The following is a 21,668-nucleotide window of genomic DNA, read 5'->3' as shown; positions in this document are numbered from 1 at the left end:
GTCCTCGATGATCTCGCGGGCACCGGTCGCGCGCGGAGCGGACGTCCGGTCCTGCTGAGTCCGCAGCCGACGAGGCCCACGCGTCAGCGGAGGAGCGGAGGGTTGCGAGCGAGTCGGCCTCCTCCGCCGATGCGGCCGGACCGTCGTCGAGCGACAGCGACTCCGACGCGGTGTCGCGACGTACCCCTGCCGCTCCGGTCGGCCTGTGGCCGGGGGAGCCCGTGCTGAGCGCGACGCCCGCCGCCGAGGAGGCCGACGGCGACCTCCCGAAACCCGCGGACGACTCCGCTCGGGTGGAGGAGCAGGACGCCGATGCCGATCGCGGAACGGTCGTGGAGCCGGAGCGCTCCTCCGACCGCGACGGCGTCTCCGCCGAGGGACGGAGCTCTCCGGGCGACGACACGGGAGTCTCCGACACGGGAGCCCGCGCCATGGGAGTGCACGAGGCGGGTGCCCGCGAGGCGGGTGCCCGCGAGACGGGTGTCCGCGAGGCGGGTGCCGGTGGGACGACTGCCCGCGACACGAGTGCCTCCGACGCGGACGTGTCCGACGAGGACGCCTTCGACGCGTTCTTCGCCCCCCTCCGCGACGACGACGCCGACGGCTCCGGCTCCGACGCCTCCACCGATGCCGGCCGCACCGAGGTGCATCGCCGCGGGGCGGACTCCGTGCGCCCGGTCCTGCCGCACACCGACCCTCCCGCCGACCTGCCGACCGCCCCCGCCGGACTGCGCAGCGCCCACCGGCCGGACGACGAGCCCGATGCCGGATCCTCGACCGACGTCGACCCGGCGGACCGCTCCGGCGCCCTCTACCCCGCTGACGGACGCCCGGTCGGCGCGACCCCGCCGACTCCGCGCGAGCCGACTCCGCCCGCCGTCTACGAGTGGCCCGACCCGCGCGGGGACTGGGACCAGCCGCCCGTGTGGGAGCAGGTCGTCGCTCCGCATGACGAGCCCGACGAGGACGGCGGCGACGAGGAGCTGTGGCGCGAGACCGCCGGCGCCTACTCGTGGAACCTCGAGCCGGCCGCCGAGCCCGCCGACCGCGCCGAGCCCGCGCCCTTCCGCACCGCTCCCGCGGCCGCCCACGTCAACGCCGCTCCGCCGCGGAAGCGCCGCTCCGCCCGGTCCCGACCCGAGAGCCGCGAACGCGACTCGGCGCCCGCCGCAGCGCCCGCGTGGCGCACGCTCAGCCGACGCCGACTCCTGATCGGCCTGATCGCGGCGGGTGCGGTGATCCTCCTCGCCGGGCTCTTCGCGATCGGCATCGCCGTCGGGAGCGCCGGCGGCCGAGCAGAGCCGCAGGCCGTCCCGGTCGTCAGCGAGACGCCCACGGAGGAGCCGACCCCCTCGCCCACGCCGACCGCGACCCTCCCGACCGTCGGACCGCTGCCCGTCGGCACCTGGGCCTGGAGCGCGCTCCTCGGCGGCGAGTGCGTCGAGCCCTTCGACTCCGTCTGGGCGGAGGAGTTCACCGTCGTGGACTGCGCGGGGGCCCACTCCGCCCAGCTCGTCTCCACCGCGGAGCTGACCGACGCGGTGTTCCCCGGCCAGGACGCCCTGGCCGTCACCGTCTCCTCGCTCTGCCAGGCGCAGGGCGTCGTGGACGTCGCCGCGGCCGAGACCTACGGCGACGTGCAGGTCGCCGGTGCGTTCCCCGTCACCCAGGAGCAGTGGGACGCGGGCGAGCGCAGCTACTACTGCTTCGTCGACCGGGCGGGCGGCGGCGAGCTGACCGGCTCCCTCGCCGGCACCCCCGCGGCCTGACGCGCGCCGTCGCTCGGGCCTCGGAGGACGCCGTTGGGCTCCGGCCCGGTGCACCCGGCCGAGCCGCGGAGCGCCCAGTAGGATCGCTCGTCGTGCAGGAGAACGAGGCGACCCCCGCGACCGGACCCACCGCCTCCGTGGAGCTCACCACGAACGGCGTCGGCCCCTGGCAGGGGGAGCGGCCCGAGGACGACCGCCTCGACCCGGAGCTGCTGGAGCGCGGCGACGCGCGCAACGTGGTCGACCGCTTCCGCTACTGGCGGATGGACGCGATCGTCGCGGAGCTCGACCGCACGCGGCACCCGTTCCACGTCGCGATCGAGAACTGGCAGCACGACATGAACATCGGCTCGATCGTCCGCAGCGCCAACGCGTTCGGCGCGGAAGGCGTCCACATCGTCGGCCGGCGGCGCTGGAACAAGCGCGGCGCGATGGTCACCGACCGCTACCAGCACGTCCAGCACCACGAGACGGTGGCCGACCTCGTGCAGTGGGCCGCGGAGGCGGACGTGCCCCTCCTCGCCGTCGACAACGTCCCCGGCTGCGTTCCGCTCGAGACCTACCGGCTCCCCGAGCGCTGCCTCCTGCTGTTCGGGCAGGAGGGACCCGGCCTCTCGGAGGAGGCGATCGCCGCCTCGGAGGCCGTGCTCGAGATCACGCAGTTCGGCTCGACCCGGTCGATCAACGCCTCGGCGGCGGCAGCCGTCGCGATGCACGCCTGGGTGCTGCAGCACGTCCGCTTCTGACCCCCGCGAGCCGCGGTGCCGTGTCAGGAACCGGCGCCCGGCCCGCTGCCGGGCCGCCGGGACTCAGACCGCCGAATCCGGCGGGAACTCCGACTCCAGCGGCTCCGACGACAGGAGCTCGTGCACCCCGCTCAGCACCTCGTCCGGGCGGAACGGGTAGCGCTCGATCTCGGCCTCGTCGCTGATCCCCGTCAGCACCAGCACGGTGTGCAGGCCCGCCTCGATGCCCGCGACGATGTCGGTGTCCATCCGGTCGCCGATCATCCCGGTGTTCTCGCTGTGCGCGCCGATCTTGTTCATCGCCGAGCGGAACATCATCGGGTTCGGCTTGCCGACGACGTACGGATCCTTGCCCGTCGCCTTCGTGATGAGCGCCGCGATAGCTCCCGTCGCCGGGAGCACGCCCTCGGCGCTCGGCCCCGTCGCATCGGGATTGGTGACGATGAAGCGCGCACCCGCGACGATCAGGCGGATCGCCTTCGTGATCGCCTCGAAGCTGTAATTGCGGGTCTCGCCCACGACCACGTAGTCCGGCGCCGTCTCCGTCATGATGAAGCCCGCCTCGTGCAGCGCGGTGGTGATCCCCGCCTCGCCGATCACGAACGCGCTCCCGCCCGGCTTCTGCGACGCGCAGAAGTCCGCCGTCGCCAGAGCGCTCGTCCAGATCCGCTCCTCCGGCACGTGCAGCCCCGACCCGCGCAGCCGCGCCGCCAGATCCCGCGGCGTGAAGATCGAGTTGTTCGTCAGCACCAGGAACGGCGTGCCCGAATCGGTCCACTCCTGGATCAGCTCGGGCGCGCCGGGGAGCGCCTTGTTCTCGTGCACCAGCACGCCGTCCATGTCCGTGAGCCAGGCCTCGACTTCACTGCGGTTCGTCGCCATGGGTCGATGCTATCGGCGGCACCCCCGCGCACGACGGCGACGACCGGCGAACCGCCCGGCTCCCTCCGCTGACGCCCCTGTGGAGGGACGACCGCCGTGCGCCGGACGGCCGGACCCCGGACCCGCACAGCCGCGAGCGGGATAGCCTGGGAGGCATGAGTGGCGAGAACCTGCTGGGCCCCGAACCGACCCTCCTCCCCGACGAGCCCGCGGTCACCGCGGCCCTCGCGAAGCACGCGAACCCGGGAGCCGTCGAATTCGCCGCCCTCGCCGCCGCCCACCCGCGCTCCCCGCTGGCCTGGGCACTGCTCGCCGACAGCGTCTGGGGCATCGACGCGGCCCTCCCCTCCTACGCCTACGCCCGCGTCGGCTACCACCGCGGTCTGGACCTCCTGCGATCCGCCGGCTGGCGCGGCCAGGGTCCCATCCCGTGGCGCCACGGACCCAACCGCGGTTTCCTCCTCGCCCTCTACGCCCTCCGCCGCGCCGCCGACTCCATCGGCGAGACCGAGGAGGTCACCCGCCTCACCCAGTTCCTCCAGCAGGCCGACCCGATCGCCATCGACGAGATCGAGCGCTATCACGAGGACGCGCTTCCCCCCACTGCCGCCATCGTCATCCTCGGCAACGACTAGGCGGCGCCGGGGACGCGGTCCCGGGGGCGTCGGGCTCGGAGGCCGACCCGGAGGGCTTGAGGCGGAGTCGCGATCCCGTCCACCCGCAGTCCTGCGCATCGTCTCCTGTCGGCGTGCCACCCGCCGGCGAGGATCCGGCGGAAGCCCGACCGCTCAGGTCCTCCTCGTCCCTTCCCCTGGGTAGTGTTCGCTCCTGTGACGCTCTTCTCGGACCTCCCCGTCCTTCCCGTCCTCAGGCGCGCACGCGAGCGCGATCGCCTCGCGTCCGCGGAGGCGGGCTGCTGGGCGTGACACGGTCGGCCGGGGAGGCTCCGGTGAGCCGGTGGCGCCTGCGGGTCGCCGGGACCACGGCGGTCCTCGCCTTTCTGCTCCTGCTCGTCTGCGCCGATCCCTTCGGATCGGACTCCTCGCGGCAGTTCGTCCGGATCGCCCGCTCCCATGATCCGACTGGTCTCGTCCACGCCCTGGGTGGAGAAGGGATCGCAGTCTGCGCTCTCGCCTCACCGGCTGCAGCGGCGGCAGCCGCGCTGGTGGCGGCGAGCAGCCGTCGACCCTTCGTCCCCGCACTCGGAGTGCTCGCGCTGCTCGAGGGGGCGTCGACCGTCGAGATGATCGTCACTCCGCCGTCGGTCGGTGGCGTGCTGTACGGCCTCCTCTCGGTTCTCGCGGGCACGGCGGTCGGGGCGCTGGTCGGCACGATCCTCCGACGAGTCGTCCCGAATCGATCCGCCGCACGCTCACTGCGGATCCTCTGGCGCACGTGGCTCGCCGTCCTCCTCGCCGTCGCACTGCTCGCCGCGGTGGCGGTGCCCCTCTTCGTCCGCCCCGTTCTCGATCCCGTGGGGGGAGCCGATGCGCTCGTGGTGCTGGGTCCTGCTACTGATCGCAGGGTCGGCCGTGCGCTCGCTCTACTCGAGGAGCACCGGGATGTCACCCTCGTGCTCTCGACTCCGCGCCTGGAGAACGGTTCGTTCGCCCGAGCCGAATGCGATGCCGGCGAGGAGGTCAGAGTCGTCTGCTTCACTCCCTCCCCGTTCACTACGGGCGGTGAGATCTCCGAGCTGAACACGCTCTCCTCGGAGTACGACTGGACCTCGGTGGCACTGATGACCTCCACTCCGCATGTGACCCGGGTCCGCACGATCGCGTCTCGCTGCCTGCGCACACCGTTCTCGGTCGGCTCGGTCGACGAGCCGCGGCGGGTGAGCGAGTGGACTCTGGCGGTGGTCTATCAGGTGCTGGCGTTCGGCAAGCTGCTGATCCTGCAATCCTGTGAGAGCGGCCGCTCGTGAAGAAGGATCCGCCCCTTGGGCCCCCCTTCTAGGGGCGGAACCATGGATCCGCGTCGTCGTTCCAGGAAAACGACAGAGTCTCCTCTGCTTCCCTCCGCGGTCGGGGGGTGCGGCCGTCGACAGCCGATGGCGGGATGATCCGAGCATGAGGAGATGACGACGACTCTCGAAACAGGACCCGGATCCCGCCGCACGTTCCTCCGCTACGGAGGGGCCGCGGCCGCGGCCGCCGTCGTCGCCGCACCCGCCGCGGAAGCCGCGGACGAGACTATACCTGCGACCCGCGTCAACGGAATCCACAACTACCTCGAATTCGCCGGGACCACTGACGAGGACAAGCTCCGCGCCGCGATCGACTATTTCGTCGCCGCTCGCCAAGAGGTCACGTTGACGATCTCGAAGAGCTTCAAGATCACGCGCACCCTCGTGATCGACTCCTCGTACATCTCGCTCGAGTTCACCTGCGGTCCGCTGAATGCGACCGCCATCACCAGCGGTCCTGCTCTCACGGTGATCGGCAGTGCCACGTCCGGCTACCCCAACAACAGGGCGGCGATCACCGGACTCCGTCTGCTGGGGCCGGGAGCGTCCGCGACGGCCAGCACCGGAATCCTGTTCAACACCGACAGCACGACTGCCGCCACCACGCGCGGGCTCGGACTCTGGGGCCTGGAGATCTCGGGCTTCGGGACCGGCGTGTCCTTCGAGAACGATGCGTTCCTGATCAGCTTCTACAACTTCCACATCTTCCGCTGCAGGACGGCCGTTTCCATGCCCGCAGGCAGAGTCAACTACGGCGAGAACATCAAGTTCATCGGCGGTGGTATCGGCACCAGCACCCTCGGCGTCTACAACGCCAACCCGAACGGCGAGCTGCACTTCGTCTCGACGTCGATCGACTTCTGCGTGCAGGCCGTGAAGGTCGACGCGGGTCGGGTGATCCTGCACCAGCCGCATATCGAGATCAACGAGAGCGGCGCGAACTCCACGCTCTCGCAGTTCGTCACCGGGTCGAGTACAGCTGCGCAGATCTCGATCTCAGGCGGACACCTCTTCTTCCATCAGGTCCCGGTGGCCAACTACCTCTTCGAGACCACTGCAGGAGGGTGGGGCGGCGGAATCCAGGTCCATCAACTGTCGATGTTCAATACGCAGATGAAATCGGGATATCTCGCCGGTGGCACTGCGAAGGTCCGTATCAGCCAGCACGTCACCTCGGACGGGAACGGCAGCGGTTCGGGGCAGGGGTCGATTCTGCATTCGAAGGCGGCGAACAAGCTCGTCGACGGGAACTTCTCTCTCGCAGCGCCCGTCGACGCGTTCCTCAACGGCGCCGACGCGACGAGCCGCACCACCAGCCCGTCCATGACGCTGACCACCAGCGGCAACCAGCTGCTGATGACCCGAGTGGCCGGCGGTCCCGGTCCGGCGGTCTCCATCGACGTCCCCGTCACAGCGGGGCTGCTGTACGGCGTCGACTTCACCATCGCGGGATCCACGTCGACGGGCACGATGTACGTGTCCGAATCCTTCGTCGCCGTGACCGGCGTGTCCTCGTCGGGGATCCCGATCGTCGCTCGGAGCAGCGCTCGCCCGGTGTCGAATCTCGACCTCGCCGGCGCGAACGCGCAGGCTCCCTTCCGCAAGACCTATCAGCAGACGACCTGGAACCGGGTCGCTCCTGCGTGGGCGACGCACTTCCGGCTGCGGTTCACCTTCGGATCGGTGACAGCAGGAGTGACTCGCTTCTCGGAGATCGTCATCACCGAACTCTGACGGGGGCGGCGGGTGACGGACCTCGAGAAACCCGACTGGTAGCGTCAGACCATCCCTCGCCGGCCGAGGTCGTCCGCTCCGTCGCCGAAGCGGGCGTGTCGCGGTCCGATCACAGGCCGTGGTGCCCTCTCCCAGGTCGTCTCGTGGTGCCCGGGGCGGTCCGCCGAAGAGACGAACGAAGGAGAAGCACGCGAATGATCCGGGCGCTCTTCTCCGTGAAGGACTTCTCCGGCTCGAGCAACCCCTACATCGAGCTGCTCGTCGGTTCGTTCCCGGCGTCGGTGGAACCGGTCGCGTTCACCTGGCGACGTGCCCTTCTCGGGCGCTACGACGTCTTCCACGTGCACTGGCCGGAGTACCTCTTCCGTGCCCCGCGCGGCCCGCGCCGCTGGCTGAAGTCCGCCCTCGCCTTCGGGCTCATCGCCCGGCTGCTCGCGTCGGGGACGCCGGTCGTCGTGACGATGCACAACCTCCGACCGCACGAATCGGGCAGTGCCGTCGAGACTCTCCTCGCGCGCTGGCTGGACCGTCTCACGGACGTCCGCATCTATCTGAACGAGTCCGACGAGAACGACCTGGACCGGGGAGTCGTCGTCCTGCACGGCGCCTATCCGGAGTCGGCCTCTGTCCCGGGCCCCCGTGAAGCGGGTCGGCGCATCCTGTTCTTCGGGCAGATCCGGCCCTACAAGGGACTCGAGGAGCTGATCGCGGCCTTCAGCGCACTCACCGACGGCGAACTCGTCATCGCCGGCGCGGCCGCTGTCCCCGAGTACGCCGACGAGGTGCGCAGAGCGGTCGGAGCCGACGGTCGCGTCCACCTGCGGCTCGGCCACATCGACGACGCCGAGCTGGACGAGCTCCTGGCAGGCGCGGACCTCGTCACCCTGCCGTACAAGTACCTCTACAACTCCGGAGCCGCGCTGCTCGCCCTCGGCGCGCGGAAGACGATCCTGGTCCCGGCGACCGGATCGACGCGGGCCCTCGCCGCGGAGGTCGGGAGCGGCTGGGTGGAGCTGTTCGACGGCCCCGTGTCGCCGGCGGCGTTGGAGGCGGGCCTCAAGCGAGCGCGCCGGCACGGAGAGAGGGAGCGACCCGACCTGTCCAAGCGCGAGCGTTCCCTCGTGGGAGCGCTGCACGGCGCCGTGTACGAGGCGCTCGTCGCTGCAGGCCGAGGTCGAGGACGAGGCGGGAAGGGGAGGAGAGCGGCGACGCTCGCTCGCCTCCGCGCAGACCCCCGCTTCCTCCGGCATTCCGAGCTGAATCGATGAACGAGCTGCAGGGAGTCGAATGAGGCGTTCAGCGCCGAGCCGCCGTTCACGTACCAGGACTACTTCGAGGGGACAGGACGGACCGGGTCGGAGTACACCCTCTTCGATGATCTCGACTCCGCCGTGGCTCACGCGACGCGGATCCGGCTGCACTCCTAGACGCCCGCTGGCTGCGTGGGATCCGGCGCCCCTGCTGGACGCCTTCCCGATCGACCGCTGGCGGCGCTGAGGACGGGCCGTCAGCGCCGCACTCGGCGCGGTGCCGCCAGCACCGCGTCGAGCAGCTGTGCGAGGTCGGCGGCGCGACGGTGCCAGCCGTACTGCTCCGCGTAGACCGAGCCCTCCCGGTTGGGTCCCGACGCCGCAGCCTCCAGCGCGGACCGCAGCCCGTTCTCTGCGCCCGCAGGGTCGTCGTAGAGCCAGACGCCGGGGGCGGAGCGGGCTCGCAGTGCAGGGGAGGCGGACGAGACGATCCTGAGGCCGGCGGCGAGGTACTCGAAGTACTTCATCGGGCTGCGACCCGCGTTGCCCGGGTCGTCCGAGAGCGGGAGCAGCCCGACGCGGGCGCTCTTCAGCAGCGCGGGCGCCCGGGAGTAGGGCACGGCGCCGAGCAGCTCCACGTTCGCGGGCAGCGTCTCCACGTTCTTCGGGAGCGGACCGGCGAGTCGGAAGGGGACGTCAGGGAACGCCGAGGCGAGCATCCGGACTCCTCCCCAGTCGAAGCGGCGGTCGAGCGCCCCGAGGTAGACGACTCCCGCACGCTCGGCACCGAGACCGTGGAACCGCTCGTACTCGACTCCGTTCTCGAGGACCAGCGTGCGCTCTGGCGCGGCCACTCCCTCGGAGACCACGCGCAGCACCGGCTCCGACGTGGCGACGAGAGCGTCCGCCCGCTCGAGGAGCTCGATCTCCGCCGCCCGCATCCCCGGTTCGAAATGAGCGTCCGTGGGCCGGTAGACGACACGCTTCGGCTGCAGGAGCTCGAGGAGCGGCACGCCCATCAGGGGCTGGTCGACGATGAGGACATCAGGACGCATCGCCCCACTGGGCGCCCGCCAGGGCCGCAGCGGCACCCGCAGAGACGGCGTCCGCATCCGCGCCGGGAGCGATCCCAGTGGGGCGACGGTGAGCGGTTCGGCGTGCACGACGCCCGCCGCGTCCGTGCGTGGACCTCGCAGCGCAAGACCGAAGCGGGCCCGCACGGTGGCGTCCCGCAGGCGCCCCGCGTGCAGGAGCGAGGACGGCGTCGAGACGTGGGTCACCGTGTTCCCGAGGCGCGAGAGCTCGCGAGCCAGGTGGTGGCTCCCCACTCGGAAGACCCCGACCTCGGCGGTGTGGCTCGCGAAGACGATCTTCACGGGCGCCCGACCGGTCCGGAGGCGTCGACGAGGAGGTCGACGAGTCGTCCTCGCTGCATCCGCAGCGCCGACACGGAGTCTCCGACGCGCCTCCAGTAGTCGGACGGGTCCTCCCGCAGCTCAGCGATCTGGTCGCGGATGAGCGAGAGATCGGCGTCGAAGGCGTTGTGCACGAACCGGTCGATCCCGAGGTCGTCGTAGGCACCCCATCCCTTCCGCTCGTAGCTCAGATGGACACTCGGAACGCCGCTGCGGATGGTCTGGATGCTGCCGTGCAGCCGGACCGAGACCACGACCGCCGGCCGATCCGCGACTCCGCTGCCGACCGCGTCGCGGAGCAGGCGGAATGGCCCTTCGTGGCCGAGCCGCTCGTAGAACTGCGGATCGTTGTTGCCGCGAGCGGTGGCTTGAGCGAGCAGCTCCGACTCCGGATCGCGCGCGAGGGCGTCGATCCGCGACTCGTAGGCGGCACGTCGCGACCGGCTCGAGGACAGCGCGCGGGCGACGATCCCGACGGGCCCGGGAGCTCCGGCCCGCACGACGGTCCTCGGATCGAACTCGTCGGGGAGGCCCAGAAGGGCCATGTCGGGAGCGCGGTGCACGTTCGCGAGGCCGGACAGCTCCTCGACGGAGCGGTCGTCCCGAGCGAAGACCCCGACGGCGCGGGCCAGTCGCGCCGCGATCACACGGCGGGTCCCGAGATTGAGCGGCCCGATGCTCTGCGGAAGGTAGACGAACGGAACGCGGTCGCTGCGCCGGGGCATCTGGACGAAGTTGGTGCACATCATCTTGACGACTTCGACGGGATTCTTGGTGCGGAGGTAGCCGCCCCCCACGCCGACGACGAGGTCGGACCCGGCGATCGCCCGGGCGTAGCCGGCGCTCCGGCGGCCGGAGAGCAGCGCGACCCCACCGCGTCGCAGCGTCTCGAGGCTGCCGATGCTGCCGGCACGGCCGGTGAGGGGGTGCAGGACACTCTCGTAGAGCTCCTCGTCGAAGCTCGCGGGATCGAGGGCGACGAGCGTGATCTCCGCCGTCGGCAGGGCCGAGAGGACCAGCTCCCGCGCCTCCTCGACGAGCAGGCCGTCGCCGGAGTTGGTGGTGCTGTAGGCGTGGACGATCGTGACCCTCACCGCGCGGCCTCCTCGAAGACGCGAGCATGCGCTGCGATGGAGTCCGACCAGTGGAATCGTCGAGCGTTGATCAGACCCCGGCTCCGCAGGTCGTTGCGGAGGGACGGATCGGCGACGATCTCGCGCATGTGATCGGCGATCGCCGTCGCGCCGATGTCGGTGAGCGTCAGCGCCGCGCCGCCCGCCACCTCGGCGAGCGACCCGCGATCGCTGCAGATGACGGGAACGCCGCACGCCATGGCCTCGACGACCGGGAAGCCGAAGCCCTCGTAGGTGGAGGGGAAGCAGAAGGCGAGCGCTCCCCGGAGCAGCGGGACGAGCGCCTCATCCGGTACGCGGCCGAGGTAGCGCACGCCGCGGGTTCCGCGGACCGCCTCGAGGATCGCGTCGCTCTCCCACGCCGGAGCGCCGGACACCAGGAGCGGCACCCCCGTCTCGTCGAAGACCTTCGAGGCGGCTCGGCACAGCTCGATGATGTTCTTGCGGGGGTCGAGGTTGCCCGCGTAGAGGAAGTACGGGCCGTCGATCCCCAGCTCGTCGAGCGCGACGGAGTCCTGGTCGGTGGAGCGGGTGTTGAACGTGTCGTGGTCGATCCCGTGCGGGATGGTGACGATCTTCCCGGCGGCGTCGGGTGCGACAGTCGCGATGTCCCGGGCGGAGGAATCGGAGACCGTGATGATCGTGGTCGAGAGTGCTGCGAGACGCGCGACGCGCAGGCGCCACAACCGGTCGGAGCTCCGGCCGCGCACATCGTCCACGTGGAGTGTCGCCAGCCCGTGGATCGTGCCGACGATCGGGAGGCGGCTCGGAACCAGCGGCCCCGTGTCCGCGGGGAAGTGGAGGACGTCGATCCCGGAGGGGCGGAGCCTCGGCAGCACGAGTCCCTCATAGGCGCCGTAGACGGCGCTGCGGGCTCGGCCCCCCTCGATCGGAGGTCGGGACAGCACGTGCTGCACGCCGTGTCCGGCGAGCCCGCTGTAGACGGTGCGGGCGTATCGGGTGTTGCCGCCGACCTGTCTGTCGAGGACACGGGCGGAGACGAGCACTGTCGTCATGGCTTCCTCCTCCGAGGGGCGGTCGGCAGCAGGCCGAGGTAGAGCCGCTCGAGCATCTGCGACTGGTGCTGCACGGTGTTCAGGGCGAGGGCGTGCTCGGCGGCGGCGACGAGACGGGAACGGGCCGCCGGGTCCTCCAGATCGCCCCAGTACGACGCCACATCGTGGGGGGAGTGCGCGACCAGGGGCAGGCCGAGGCGATCGAAGGCGGGGATGTCCCGCACGACGAGGGCCAGCCCCATGCCGTGCGCCTCCAGAACGGCCATCGGCATCCCCTCCCACTGCGCGCTGTGCAGGTACACGTCGGCATCGCCCAGTCGGCGGAGCGCCTCGTCGCGGCTGAGCCAGCCGGTGACGTGGACGCCGGCCTGGTCGAGGGCGGTGCGGTGACGCCCCTCGCCTCCGCCGATCCACGTCGCGTCGACGGAATGGCCGGCGGCGCGCACGGCCTCCACGGCCTCGGCGAAGAATCGGGGATCCTTGTGCGTCGAGAGCCGACCGGCGCCGACGAGGCGGAGAGGCCTCGGCCCGCCGGGGCGAGTGGCGGGCGGGAGCGAGGCGGGCACCGAGTTGGGGACGTGCACGACCTCCGCCCGGCTGAACGGCCACCGGCTCAGACGGGCCTCGCGAGCTGAGCAGGCGGCGAACACGGTGGTGTTGAAGGCGAGGACGCCCTCGAAGACCCGGAACGCCGCCCGGGCGGGCAGCGGGAGGTCTCGGCGCTCGAAGCCGTAGCAGTGCGGCGTGTAGACGATCGGACGTCGCCGGCCCGCCCGGACCGCGAGGCGCGCGTACGCTCCGCCGAAGCTGGAGTGCGCGTGCACGACAGCGCCCGGCATTCCGGCCAGAACCGTTCGCAGAGCGCGGACTCGGGCGACGTGCCCTGTCGGCAGCGCCGTCACGCCTGCGAACGACGCGAAGGCGCTCTCCGGTACCGGAGAGTCCTCCCGCGGTGAATACACGAGCCTGTGCTGGAAGGCGGGCGTGGCCGCTACGTAGTCGCTGATCGCCGACGCGGTACCTGCGCCGAAGCTCTCCGTCACGTGCACGATCGTGCGCTCGCCTTCGCGCCAGTCCTCAGCGAGTGTGGATCCGCTTGTCAACCGTTCGCGCCCTTCCGGCTTGGCCGAGCCGTGGAAGGCTCCGGTCCCTGTCGATGACCATCGGACAGGATCCCTCACCGACCACGCGGTCCGTCGGCATGACTCCGTGAGCGATCCTATGTGCTCCCGGCCGACGGTATGAGGTCGAAAGGGGACCACCTCCGGGGGACCGGGACCGTGGTTAGTCTGTAGTCCTACAGAGCTGAACGGAGCTGCTGCAGGAGACGATCGATGCTCGATCACGTCGGAGATGAGGCGCGCGATGGCTCGAGGGGGCGCTGCGACCGCGACGACGCGAGAGGGCGCGGCGCGTCTGGATGTCGTCCAGCGGCTTCTGTTCCTCGCCATCGTCTTCATGCCGTTCCAGCAGGCGCTCACCATTCAGGTCGGCTCTCCGCTGAAGATCACCGAGATCGCCGTCATCCTGGCCATCGGCTTCTCCGTGATCACCGTCCAGAAGGACCGGTCCACGCCGGTGGGACGGGAGATCGTGCTGGGGCTCGGTGCGCTGGTCGTTCTGGCGACGATCTGGGCATTCCTGTTCAAGCAACCCGAGGTTCCAGCCGCCTACGGCTATGACCTGGGCTTCACCAACGACATGATCCTCTACTGCGGATACGCTCTGCTGGCCCTCGCGGTCTGGTGGTACGTCGGCCACCGACTGGGATTCCAGGACATGGAGCGGGCTCTCTCGATCGCCGTCCGCCTCGCTTTCGTCTTCTGCGCGATCCAGCTGGCCCTCCACCTCGCCGGGGTCCCGCTGCCCGCTCTCCTCAACTCGACGATTCAGATGGGGGCGACCTTCGGCGTCAGCCTGCCGAGGAACGGCCCGTTCCTCGAGGGGAACTACCTCGGTTTCTTCGCCGGGATCGCGCTGTTCGCCTGCCTGCGCCGTCGCGACCGCATCGGAATCGCCGCCGCCGTCGCCTGCCTCGTCTACTCGCAGTCGACGTCGGCACTGATCGCGACCGTCTCTGCGGCGGTCCTCACGGCGACGCTCCGCCCCCAGCGGGGAGTGGGAGTGCAGATCTTCAGCGTCGGCGCGCTGGGCGCGGTGATCGTCCTGCTCGTTCCCGCCCTGCAGCGCTTCGTCCTCGCGCAGCTCTCGAAGCTCGGACTGGGCACAGGCGCCGTCGACGTCGGCACCCGCTCGCTGAACGTCCGATCCCAGTCGTCGAGCACGGGCTTCACCATGGCCGCGGACAATCCGCTGTTCGGAGTCGGACCCGGCCGGTTCGGCGTGTGGAGGACCGACTACTCCCAGGCGGTGGCGGGGCTCACCTCGAACGGCGCCTCTCGCGGTCTCGCGAACAACGTCTACGCCCAGCTCGCTGCCGAGACCGGAGTGATCGCCCTGGCCCTCTTCGCCGTCCTCCTCGTGATGCTGATCGTGCGGGGATATCGGCGCAACGGGACGGCACTGGGTCTGGGGGTCTTCCTCGCCGTCGCTCTGGCCTCCGCCCCCGCGTGGACCGCCTTGACCGTGTGGATCGCGCTGGCGTACGCCGCATCGCTCGCCTCCGAGCCGCTGCCGGCGACGACCTCGATCGCCCGGTCCGGCCTCGACTCGGAGCGACGGGCAGCGGCGGTGTCGCGATCCATGGCGGTGCGTCCGGCGCCGTCCACCGGTCGGCACCGGCAGTTGTCGGATCGACGGTGAGCTCCGCACCCGCGACGACCGAGCTCTCCCTCGATGATGCGGTACACCTCGCACACGCCCTCACCGCGCACCTCTCCTCCACGCACGGGCTCCGCGCCCTGTTCATCAAGGGGCCCACCGCCCATGCACAGGGCATCCGCACGAGACGCGTGTCCAGCGATGTCGACGTGCTCGTCCACCCGGCGGACGTCCAGCGCCTCGTCGACCTGCTGGCCGAGCGCGGATGGATCCCCCGGCCCGACCGCCCGGCCCCGCGCGCGTACCCGGTGCACTCCGTGACCCTGTTCCATCCGCAGTGGACCTGCGACATCGACGTGCACGACCGCTACCCCGGATTCTTCGCAGAGCCGGAGGAAGTCCTCGACGTGCTGTGGACGTCGCACCGGACCGTGACGATCGCGCACAGGAGGGTCGCTGTGCCCTCCCCGGTCGCCGGCGCGGTCGTCGTCGCGCTCCACGCGCTGAAGGATCCCCTCCTTGCCCGGAGCACGTCCGAGCTCGAGTCGGTCATCGGGTTCCTCAGGGGCGCGAGCGAATCGGACCGGGAGGCGCTGCTCCTGCTCGTCGAGAGCACCCGCAGCGCCTACCCCCTCCGCCCGGTGCTCCACGCCCTCGGGCTGGACGTGCCGGACGACCTGGCCGTGCACGAGCGCCGGTTGTGGGATCTGCGGGTGGCCGGAACGGGACGGTCCAGCTATCACTGGGCGCTCGCCTTCGTCGAGGCCACAGGGAAGCGGCGCATCGTGCTGATCGTGTCCGCGCTGACGACCGTGATCGGTCTCACACGCCGGGCGCGCCGGAGGGCTGCGGAGACGGGGATGGTCCGCTTCGATCGGCCGTCGTTGTCAGATCTGCGGGCGTTCCTCGGGCTCGTGCGCTCGCTCGCCGCCGATCGTCGACGCCGTCGCCGAGAGAATGCGACCCACTCGTGACCACCGTCGATCCGGGAGCTCTGGATCACGCCGTGTGGGCGCGATCCGATCAGCTGGCCTTCGTCGAGGACGACGCGCAGGCGGTGCTGCTGAACCTGTTGTCACCGTTTCCCGTGCCCCTCGTGCTGAAGGGCACGGCGCACGCGATCTGGAGAAGGCTCGAGCATCCGTCCACGACCGTCGAGATCCTCGCGGGGCTCGCCGACGAGTTCGGCGTCCCCCGAGAGGTCCTCGAGGAGGACGTGCTCAGTTTCCTCCTGGAGCTGAGCACAGCAGACGTGGTCCACAGGCTGCCCTCGCGCTGAAGGTGAGACATCGTGCAGCAGTGTGCGCCGTGCGGGGGGTGTGAACGGCGGTCGTGACGGCGGCCTTTCCTCCGTACTGTTCGGGAATGGGAGCATCATCGCGGGATCGAGGACGACGGGCGCTTCTGAGCCTGACGGCGGCAGCGGGCGCGGGCGCCGTGACGGCGGTGGCGACGGCCCCCCCGGCGACAGCGGCCAACGCCTTCCCGGACGCACGGCTGGACGGCTTCCGGGACTCGACCGAGTTCCCGGGAGCGACTGCTGAGCAGCGGCTCCGGGCCGCTCTCGACGCGGCTCACGCCCTCGCGACCGAGTCCTTCCTGGTCGTCTCCGAGCCCGTCGTGCTGACAGCACCCTTGACGATCGACCTCTCGCGTGTGTCGATGGAGTTCGCCGGAGGCGATGTCGATGCGACGGCGGTGTCGGGATCGGCGCTCGTCCTCACCGCCTCCGAGGCCTCCGATGATGCGCCGCACACGCGCGTGAGCCTGCGCGGACTGCGCCTCACGGGTCCCGGCCGAGCGGCTCCTGGATCCGTCGGCCTCGAGCTGTCCTCGGCGACAGGCGTCCGAGGCGCAGGACTGTACGGAGTGGAGATCATCGGATTCGAGACGGGTGTCCGGTTCGGTCCCGGCGCCGAGCATCTGCGCCTCTTCCACGTGGCCGTGGAGGAGTGCGGCACGGGCGTCCTGGTCGCCGGCACTGCCCCTGGGTCGAATCTCGCGATGGTCGGCGGTTCTGTGCGCTCGTGCACGACGGGACTGTCCTCCGCGTCGACCAGTGGCGAGCTGCACACGACGTCGCTGGCCATCAGCGGATGCGATCGCGCGGTCGAGGCTTCAGGGGGTGCCGTCACGCTGCACGCTGCGACCGTCCGCCTGACCCCGGCGAGCACGGTCAGCGCGTTCTCCACCGCTGCGACGACGACGGCCAGGATCAGCATCAACGGCGGCACGGTCTCCGCCGCCGCCCCGCTGGCGGCGGCCACAGTCTTCGAGACGGCTCACAGGAGCTGGGGAGGCGGGATCGTCGTGACGAGCACCTCCTTCCGCAACGTCGCTCCGGCATCGGGCTACCTCGTCGGAGGGACCGGACTCGTCCGGTTGGCGGACGTCTCGATCCTGGACGAGCCCTCCGTCGTGCCGACCTCGGTTCTCGTCCACCGCGCCGCGAACCGGCTCGTCGATGGAGCCTTCGATGTGGGCACGGTCGCGGACGCGTACCTGGACACTCCGGACGCCACCTCTCGGAGTGCGAGCCCGTCGGCCACGCTCGCCGTCGCGTCAGGGCGGCTCCTGGTCCGGAAAACAGGCACCGGACAGACGAGTCTCTCGTTCGATGTGCTCAGCAGACCCGGGCGGGTCTACGCCGCCGACCTCGTCATCGGACAGGCCGCTGCGAACGGGTCGATGATCGTCTCGGAGTCCTTCGTCACCGTCTCCGGTCGTGACGCCCGCGGCATCCCTGTCACCGTCCGCTCGGAGCCCGTCTCCTCGACGACGCAGTCGATGGCGGCGATGGCCGCGGCACTCCCGTTCCGGGTAAGACCCGCGACCGGCGTGGATCGCCAGGCGCCGTCCTGGGCGTCGCATTTCCGCGTGACCGTCGGCCTGAACGACCCCGCCGCGGGAACGGTCGGCATCGACGACGCGGTCGTCACCGAGATGTGAGGACCGGCCGCTCGCGCGGTGGCCCGATGCGTCAGTGGGCGCCGCCTCCGGGGGCGACGACGGCCTGCACGGTTCTCGCGAGCAGCGCGAGGTCCCCGGTGAACGACCAGTTCTCCACGTAGTAGAGATCCAGTCGGATGGCGTCCTCCCAGGAGAGCGTCGACCGCCCGCTGACCTGCCAGAGCCCGGTCATGCCCGGCTTGACGTTGAGGCGCCGGCGCGCGGCCTCGTCGTAGAGCTCGACTTCTCCCGCCACCTGCGGCCGCGGCCCGACGAGCGACATGTCGCCTCTCAGCACGTTGAAGAGCTGAGGGACCTCGTCGATCGAGTACTTGCGCATGAAGCGTCCGATCGGTGTGATGCGAGGGTCGTCAGTGATCTTGAACAGTGGTGTTCCGGACGTTCCCTGAGCGGCGAGCAGCTCGGCGAGCTGATCATGAGCGTTCACCACCATCGAGCGGAACTTGATCATGCCGAAGGGCTTGCCGTTGATGCCGATCCGCGTCTGGCGATAGAACAGGGGCCCCGAGCTCGTCAGCTTGACGGCCAGTGCGACCGAGGCGATGAGAGGCATCAGCACGGCGATGAGGCTCAGCGATCCGACGATGTCGAGGGCACGCTTGCGGGCCTGCTTGCTGCCCTCGAATCGAGGTGTCTCGATGTGCACGAGAGGAAGGCCCGCCACCGGGCGCATGTGGATCCTCGGTCCGCTGATGTCGGTGAGGCTCGGCGCCATGACCAGGTGCTGGCGCCTCGGCTCGAGACTCCAGCTCAACTGTCGGATCTGCTCGGGTGGCAGGTGGTCGCTGCTCGTGATGATGACGGTATCGGCGCCGGTCCGGTTCAGGATGCCCGGCACCGCATCCACCGTGATGTTCTCGAAGACAGGCACCCCCCACCCGCTCACCCGATCGCTGGCCAGATCCTCGGGGATGCACACGCCGACAACGAGATACCCGGCCCCGGGGGCGCGGACGAGCTCGCGGTAGATGTGCTCGACGCTCCGTGGCGAGCCGACGAGGACGACGGACGAGGAGTACCGGCCCGCGCTCCGCTGCTGCCGCAGCCACACCCTCCAGGCTCCGCGTCCGAGCCAGAGCAGGACGAGGCCGAGCGGGAGCGCGGTGATGATGTACCCGCGGGCGAAGCCGATCTGGCCGAGGTAGGCGACGCACGTGATCACGGCGAACAGCAGGAGCGTCGCATCGAGGATGCGCTTGTACTCCGTCACCTCTCCGCCGAGGACACGGTCTTCGCGTGTGGCGTAGAACTTCAACAGGGCGGCCCACAGCACCACGATCATCGAGGAGACGATCCAGTAGTTCGCGAGCAGGCCCGCGATCTCCGGCTGATGGCCGGCCACGAACAATTCTCGGCTCTCCACTCCGAACCAGAAGAACTGACTGCTGAAGACCGAGAACACGATGACGAGGACATCGGTGATGACGAGTTTTCTGGCCACTGCTCGGGACCAGGAGCTCCGGCCCTTCTCGGAGGAAGAGCTCTTCGTGGAAGTGGGTGTTTGCAGTTTCACCGTGTGAGCCCTGTCTGCGACTGACCGCTGTTCTCTCGCATAAGCGACCTGCCCTCAGCGTAGTGGTCGGGCGTCGTGCTCCTCCGTCCTGAGCGAAGCTCCGCGCAAAGGCCCCTCCTAGGGGATGCTCTCGGCTATTCCGACTATTCCCCGACGATGAGGACGCGCTCGGACCTCCGTTGTGCGCCGTCGACGACCGCTCGGACGTCGGCGGCGGAGACGTCCCGAGCACGGGGAGTCGAGGTGGTTCGGCGGGTCGGATCCGTCGGGCGGCTCAGGTCTCTCGGCTCGCGCGGTCGGCGCTCGTGCGTCCGGTGCTGATGCGGTGTCGCGGCGTCCCGCCGCTGTCGATGGGGCGTGACGCGCAACGGCAGGAGAAGACTCGGGAGAGGCGCCGCGAGAGCTCGCGAGGGGAGACCGGCGGACGATCGTCGGACACCGACGGCGGGCACGTCGTCGCCGGCAGGGACGAGCAGGACGCTTCCGCTGCCGGAAACGACGACGGCACACTCGTGCTCATCGAGACGGACAGGTGCTGCGCCGGAGTGCTCCTGGGCGTGGAGCCGAGATCGGCGCATGCGTCTGCGGTCATCGGCTCCGGCCACGGCCGCGGCCAGGCGCCCGTGGTCGGGCGCTCCGGGGGCGAGTGCCTCGCCGGCGGACGATCCTGCCTCGACGGGGAGCTGCTCGGAGCCGATGACGAGCCGTGTCACGGCTTCCCGGGGCGCTTCCGCTCTCCGTTCAGGACGTCGCGGATCGCTCGGGTCGTGTCGGGTTCGGGCCGGTGAGCGCGACCGGGGATCGAGGCCCTGTCCCCGTCCGCCCGAGCCGGTCGTCCTGTGAGCGAGGCATCCGCTCGCACGAGCGGGTCCGGTGACGTCCTCCCTCGGTGATCGAGGGGAGGACGTCACCGGACCCGCGAGTCCTGCTCGGGGGGCGCGCCGTCGTCAGGGCGCCCCCTGGTGATCAGCTCAGCCGCAGAGTGCCGCGCCTGCCACGTAGAACGCGCGGATGCCGATGTTCGGCGTCGAGGCCGACGCCACGCTGGTGACGTTCGTGATCGTGACGACGGGGCTGCCGGTGCTGTTGCTGTCCCACGTCCCGGGGTTGCTCAACGGGGTGCGGTAGTACTGGTTGTTGTCACCGATCACGTTGATCCAGTTGCCGCCGATCTCGACTCCGAGGTCCTTCGCCGTGCGTCCGGCCGGAAGTGCGGTGAGCTGGGTGCCGTCCTGGTCGAACACAGCGGCCGTCGTCGCGAAGATGCGACGCGTCGCGCCGAAGACCTGGGTGTCGGCGGCGACCTGACGCAGCCCGGTGACTGTGGCGAGGACCTGCGTCCACGGCGACCAAGACGCTCCGGCCTCGATGGTCTTCGTCGCCTCCCATGCCGTCCCGTCGGTCGCGACGAGCGACACCCGCCACAGGCTGTCGTCGCTGAACGACACGGCGATGTCGAGGACAGTGCGGCCTCCGGGCGCGGCCGCGAGCGCGACGCCGTCCCAGTCGTACACCGTGCTGCCGCTGGCCGAGAACAGGCGGGCTCCGCGGTCGCCGCCGGCGATGATCAGACCGTCATCCGCCGCGATGCTGGTCATGCCGATGCGGATGGGGGTCGTCGTGTCCCACTCGTAGAAGCCGCCGGAGGGGGCGGTGTGCGAGTAGACGTCGCCGTCCTGGGAGACGACGTAGCTCAGGTAGGTCGCAGACGCAGCCGTGTCACCGACGCCGGTCCACGCGACTGCGAAATCGACCACAGTGGTGACAGCTTCCGGCATCTCGGACTCGACATTGTTGCGACGTCCGCGGAAGGTCGAGGTGCGGGTGCCGCTGGTGCCGTTCACGATCGCTGCGGTGGTCGCATCGGCCACGGGAACGGTCGGCTGGGCCGGATTCACCACGCCTGCTGTCGTGGCCGTGATGGTGCCCGTCTGGCTGACTCCGGCGGTGGCGAAACGCAGACCGTTGAAGCCCTCCAGGAGGAGGCTTCCGCCGGCACCCGTGAACAGCGTGCGAGGTGTGGCCGTGCCGTCGTACCAGCGCAGCGCGGTCGGCAGAGTCACCGTCACCGCGATGCCTGCGGCGGCCGGAACTCCGGAATCGCTCACCTGGAGGTAGGCGTTGAACGGGTTGCAGCTGCTCGTCGTGTAGGAAGTAGTGGCATCGCCACCCTCCTGGTCGACGAAAGCGACCGTGCGCACGGTCACCGGGGCCGATGCGGCGGCGAGCGGCGCACCGATCGCCGCGACGACGACGGGAGTGGTCCATGCGGCCGCCTGCAGGACGGTCCGGCGGCCGGGAACCGCATTGCGAGCCGGAACGGGCGAATCAGAAGGGGACGTGTTCGACATAATATGCCTCTCTGGTTGGACGAATGGCCTGCGGATCTTCAACGAACGACCTGAGCCGTAGACGGCAGACGTTCCCTCGGAAGATCCACTGCTCATGTCGCAGCGTCCCGAGAGTTTTTCCGCGACGATTGATTTCGCGAGAGGGCTGTCCTTCCCGCGGCAGGCCTGAGACTACTGCACACCAAGTAATTCCACGCAA

The 21,668-nt window shown here is 70.3% G+C and carries 17 protein-coding genes; 10 read left to right on the top strand and 7 right to left on the bottom strand.

The window, feature by feature from the left end; translation table 11 throughout:
• The first annotated feature begins 170 nt into the window (after positions 1–170).
• Positions 171–1,769 carry a septum formation family protein gene (locus C5C30_RS10995; protein ID WP_146081515.1) on the top strand — a complete coding sequence of 533 codons (1,599 nt, stop codon included), beginning with the start codon at positions 171–173 and terminating at the stop codon, positions 1,767–1,769.
• A gap of 92 nt (positions 1,770–1,861) precedes the next feature.
• On the top strand, positions 1,862–2,515 hold the full coding sequence (locus tag C5C30_RS10990; RefSeq protein ID WP_104225722.1) for a TrmH family RNA methyltransferase: 654 nt from the start codon (positions 1,862–1,864) through the stop codon (positions 2,513–2,515).
• A 63-nt stretch (positions 2,516–2,578) separates the two neighbouring features.
• Here C5C30_RS10990 and C5C30_RS10985 read toward each other — a convergent pair whose 3' ends face one another.
• The gene (locus tag C5C30_RS10985) at positions 2,579–3,397 is read right to left on the bottom strand and encodes an HAD-IIA family hydrolase (RefSeq protein ID WP_104225721.1); all 819 of its coding nucleotides are present in this window, start codon (positions 3,395–3,397) and stop codon (positions 2,579–2,581) included.
• Positions 3,398–3,552: 155 nt separating this feature from the next.
• Here C5C30_RS10985 and C5C30_RS10980 point away from each other — a divergent pair, with 155 nt between their 5' ends.
• The 4 genes from C5C30_RS10980 (at position 3,553) to C5C30_RS10965 (ending at position 8,368) form a co-directional block, all read left to right on the top strand.
• Positions 3,553–4,032, top strand: a complete 480-nt coding sequence (locus C5C30_RS10980) for a DUF3151 domain-containing protein (protein ID WP_104225720.1) — start codon at positions 3,553–3,555, stop codon at positions 4,030–4,032.
• A 314-nt stretch (positions 4,033–4,346) separates the two neighbouring features.
• Positions 4,347–5,324: an ElyC/SanA/YdcF family protein gene (locus C5C30_RS10975; protein ID WP_104222799.1), complete on the top strand. Its 978-nt coding sequence runs from the start codon at positions 4,347–4,349 to the stop codon at positions 5,322–5,324.
• A gap of 153 nt (positions 5,325–5,477) precedes the next feature.
• Positions 5,478–7,100, top strand: coding sequence for a twin-arginine translocation signal domain-containing protein (locus C5C30_RS10970; protein ID WP_104222798.1), 1,623 nt, complete (start codon positions 5,478–5,480; stop codon positions 7,098–7,100).
• Between the two features lie 194 nt (positions 7,101–7,294).
• Entirely contained in the window at positions 7,295–8,368 is a 1,074-nt protein-coding gene (locus tag C5C30_RS10965) for a glycosyltransferase (RefSeq protein WP_104333716.1), read from the top strand.
• 239 nt (positions 8,369–8,607) lie between these two features.
• Here C5C30_RS10965 and C5C30_RS10960 read toward each other — a convergent pair whose 3' ends face one another.
• The 4 genes from C5C30_RS10960 to C5C30_RS10945 are packed head-to-tail and all read right to left on the bottom strand — an operon-like array spanning position 8,608 to position 13,365.
• Positions 8,608–9,726: a glycosyltransferase gene (locus tag C5C30_RS10960; RefSeq protein ID WP_104260947.1), complete on the bottom strand. Its 1,119-nt coding sequence runs from the start codon at positions 9,724–9,726 to the stop codon at positions 8,608–8,610.
• Complete coding sequence (locus C5C30_RS10955) at positions 9,723–10,859, bottom strand: polysaccharide pyruvyl transferase family protein (protein WP_181027183.1); 1,137 nt, start codon at positions 10,857–10,859, stop codon at positions 9,723–9,725. The genes C5C30_RS10960 and C5C30_RS10955 overlap by 4 nt, the downstream gene beginning before the upstream one ends.
• A complete protein-coding gene (locus C5C30_RS10950; RefSeq protein WP_104333715.1) occupies positions 10,856–11,914 on the bottom strand; it encodes a glycosyltransferase family 1 protein in 1,059 nt (352 codons plus the stop codon). The genes C5C30_RS10955 and C5C30_RS10950 overlap by 4 nt, the downstream gene beginning before the upstream one ends.
• Entirely contained in the window at positions 11,911–13,365 is a 1,455-nt protein-coding gene (locus C5C30_RS10945) for a glycosyltransferase family 4 protein (RefSeq protein ID WP_258065907.1), read from the bottom strand. The genes C5C30_RS10950 and C5C30_RS10945 overlap by 4 nt, the downstream gene beginning before the upstream one ends.
• On the opposite strand from C5C30_RS10945, the gene C5C30_RS10940 reads away from it, so the two are divergent.
• From C5C30_RS10940 to C5C30_RS10925, 4 genes are all read left to right on the top strand, one after another.
• Positions 13,280–14,677: an O-antigen ligase gene (locus C5C30_RS10940; protein ID WP_181131549.1), complete on the top strand. Its 1,398-nt coding sequence runs from the start codon at positions 13,280–13,282 to the stop codon at positions 14,675–14,677. The genes C5C30_RS10945 and C5C30_RS10940 overlap by 86 nt on opposite strands.
• Positions 14,674–15,609 carry a nucleotidyltransferase family protein gene (locus C5C30_RS17345; RefSeq protein ID WP_181027180.1) on the top strand — a complete coding sequence of 312 codons (936 nt, stop codon included), beginning with the start codon at positions 14,674–14,676 and terminating at the stop codon, positions 15,607–15,609. The genes C5C30_RS10940 and C5C30_RS17345 overlap by 4 nt, the downstream gene beginning before the upstream one ends.
• On the top strand, positions 15,606–15,914 hold the full coding sequence (locus C5C30_RS17685) for a PqqD family protein (RefSeq protein WP_181027179.1): 309 nt from the start codon (positions 15,606–15,608) through the stop codon (positions 15,912–15,914). The genes C5C30_RS17345 and C5C30_RS17685 overlap by 4 nt, the downstream gene beginning before the upstream one ends.
• Before the next feature lie 167 nt (positions 15,915–16,081).
• The gene (locus C5C30_RS10925; protein WP_146076940.1) at positions 16,082–17,584 is read left to right on the top strand and encodes a hypothetical protein; all 1,503 of its coding nucleotides are present in this window, start codon (positions 16,082–16,084) and stop codon (positions 17,582–17,584) included.
• Positions 17,585–17,615: 31 nt separating this feature from the next.
• Here the strand turns inward: C5C30_RS10925 and C5C30_RS10920 are convergent, their stop codons facing one another.
• Together C5C30_RS10920 and C5C30_RS10910 are read right to left on the bottom strand one after the other, a co-directional pair.
• On the bottom strand, positions 17,616–19,046 hold the full coding sequence (locus C5C30_RS10920) for a sugar transferase (RefSeq protein WP_258059309.1): 1,431 nt from the start codon (positions 19,044–19,046) through the stop codon (positions 17,616–17,618).
• A gap of 1,043 nt (positions 19,047–20,089) precedes the next feature.
• Entirely contained in the window at positions 20,090–21,469 is a 1,380-nt protein-coding gene (locus tag C5C30_RS10910; protein ID WP_146078822.1) for a hypothetical protein, read from the bottom strand.
• Positions 21,470–21,668: the final 199 nt, after the last annotated feature.

Source organism: Rathayibacter sp. AY2B5 (genome assembly GCF_002931645.1).
Taxonomy (GTDB): domain Bacteria; phylum Actinomycetota; class Actinomycetes; order Actinomycetales; family Microbacteriaceae; genus Rathayibacter.
Note: the sequence above shows the minus strand (reverse complement) of the source record. Positions and strands in the feature narration are given on the sequence as shown.

Excerpts from the sequence above, each read along its gene's own strand:
- C5C30_RS10985 (WP_104225721.1), bottom strand. The coding sequence starts at position 3,397 with ATGGCGACGAACCGCAGTGAAGTCGAGGCCTGGCTCACGGACATGGAC.
- C5C30_RS10980 (WP_104225720.1), top strand. The coding sequence starts at position 3,553 with ATGAGTGGCGAGAACCTGCTGGGCCCCGAACCGACCCTCCTCCCCGAC.
- C5C30_RS10970 (WP_104222798.1), top strand. The coding sequence starts at position 5,478 with ATGACGACGACTCTCGAAACAGGACCCGGATCCCGCCGCACGTTCCTC.
- C5C30_RS10965 (WP_104333716.1), top strand. The coding sequence starts at position 7,295 with ATGATCCGGGCGCTCTTCTCCGTGAAGGACTTCTCCGGCTCGAGCAAC.
- C5C30_RS10950 (WP_104333715.1), bottom strand. The coding sequence starts at position 11,914 with ATGACGACAGTGCTCGTCTCCGCCCGTGTCCTCGACAGACAGGTCGGC.
- C5C30_RS10940 (WP_181131549.1), top strand. The coding sequence starts at position 13,280 with ATGGCTCGAGGGGGCGCTGCGACCGCGACGACGCGAGAGGGCGCGGCG.
- C5C30_RS10945 (WP_258065907.1), bottom strand. The coding sequence starts at position 13,365 with ATGGCGAGGAACAGAAGCCGCTGGACGACATCCAGACGCGCCGCGCCC.
- C5C30_RS10910 (WP_146078822.1), bottom strand. The coding sequence starts at position 21,469 with ATGTCGAACACGTCCCCTTCTGATTCGCCCGTTCCGGCTCGCAATGCG.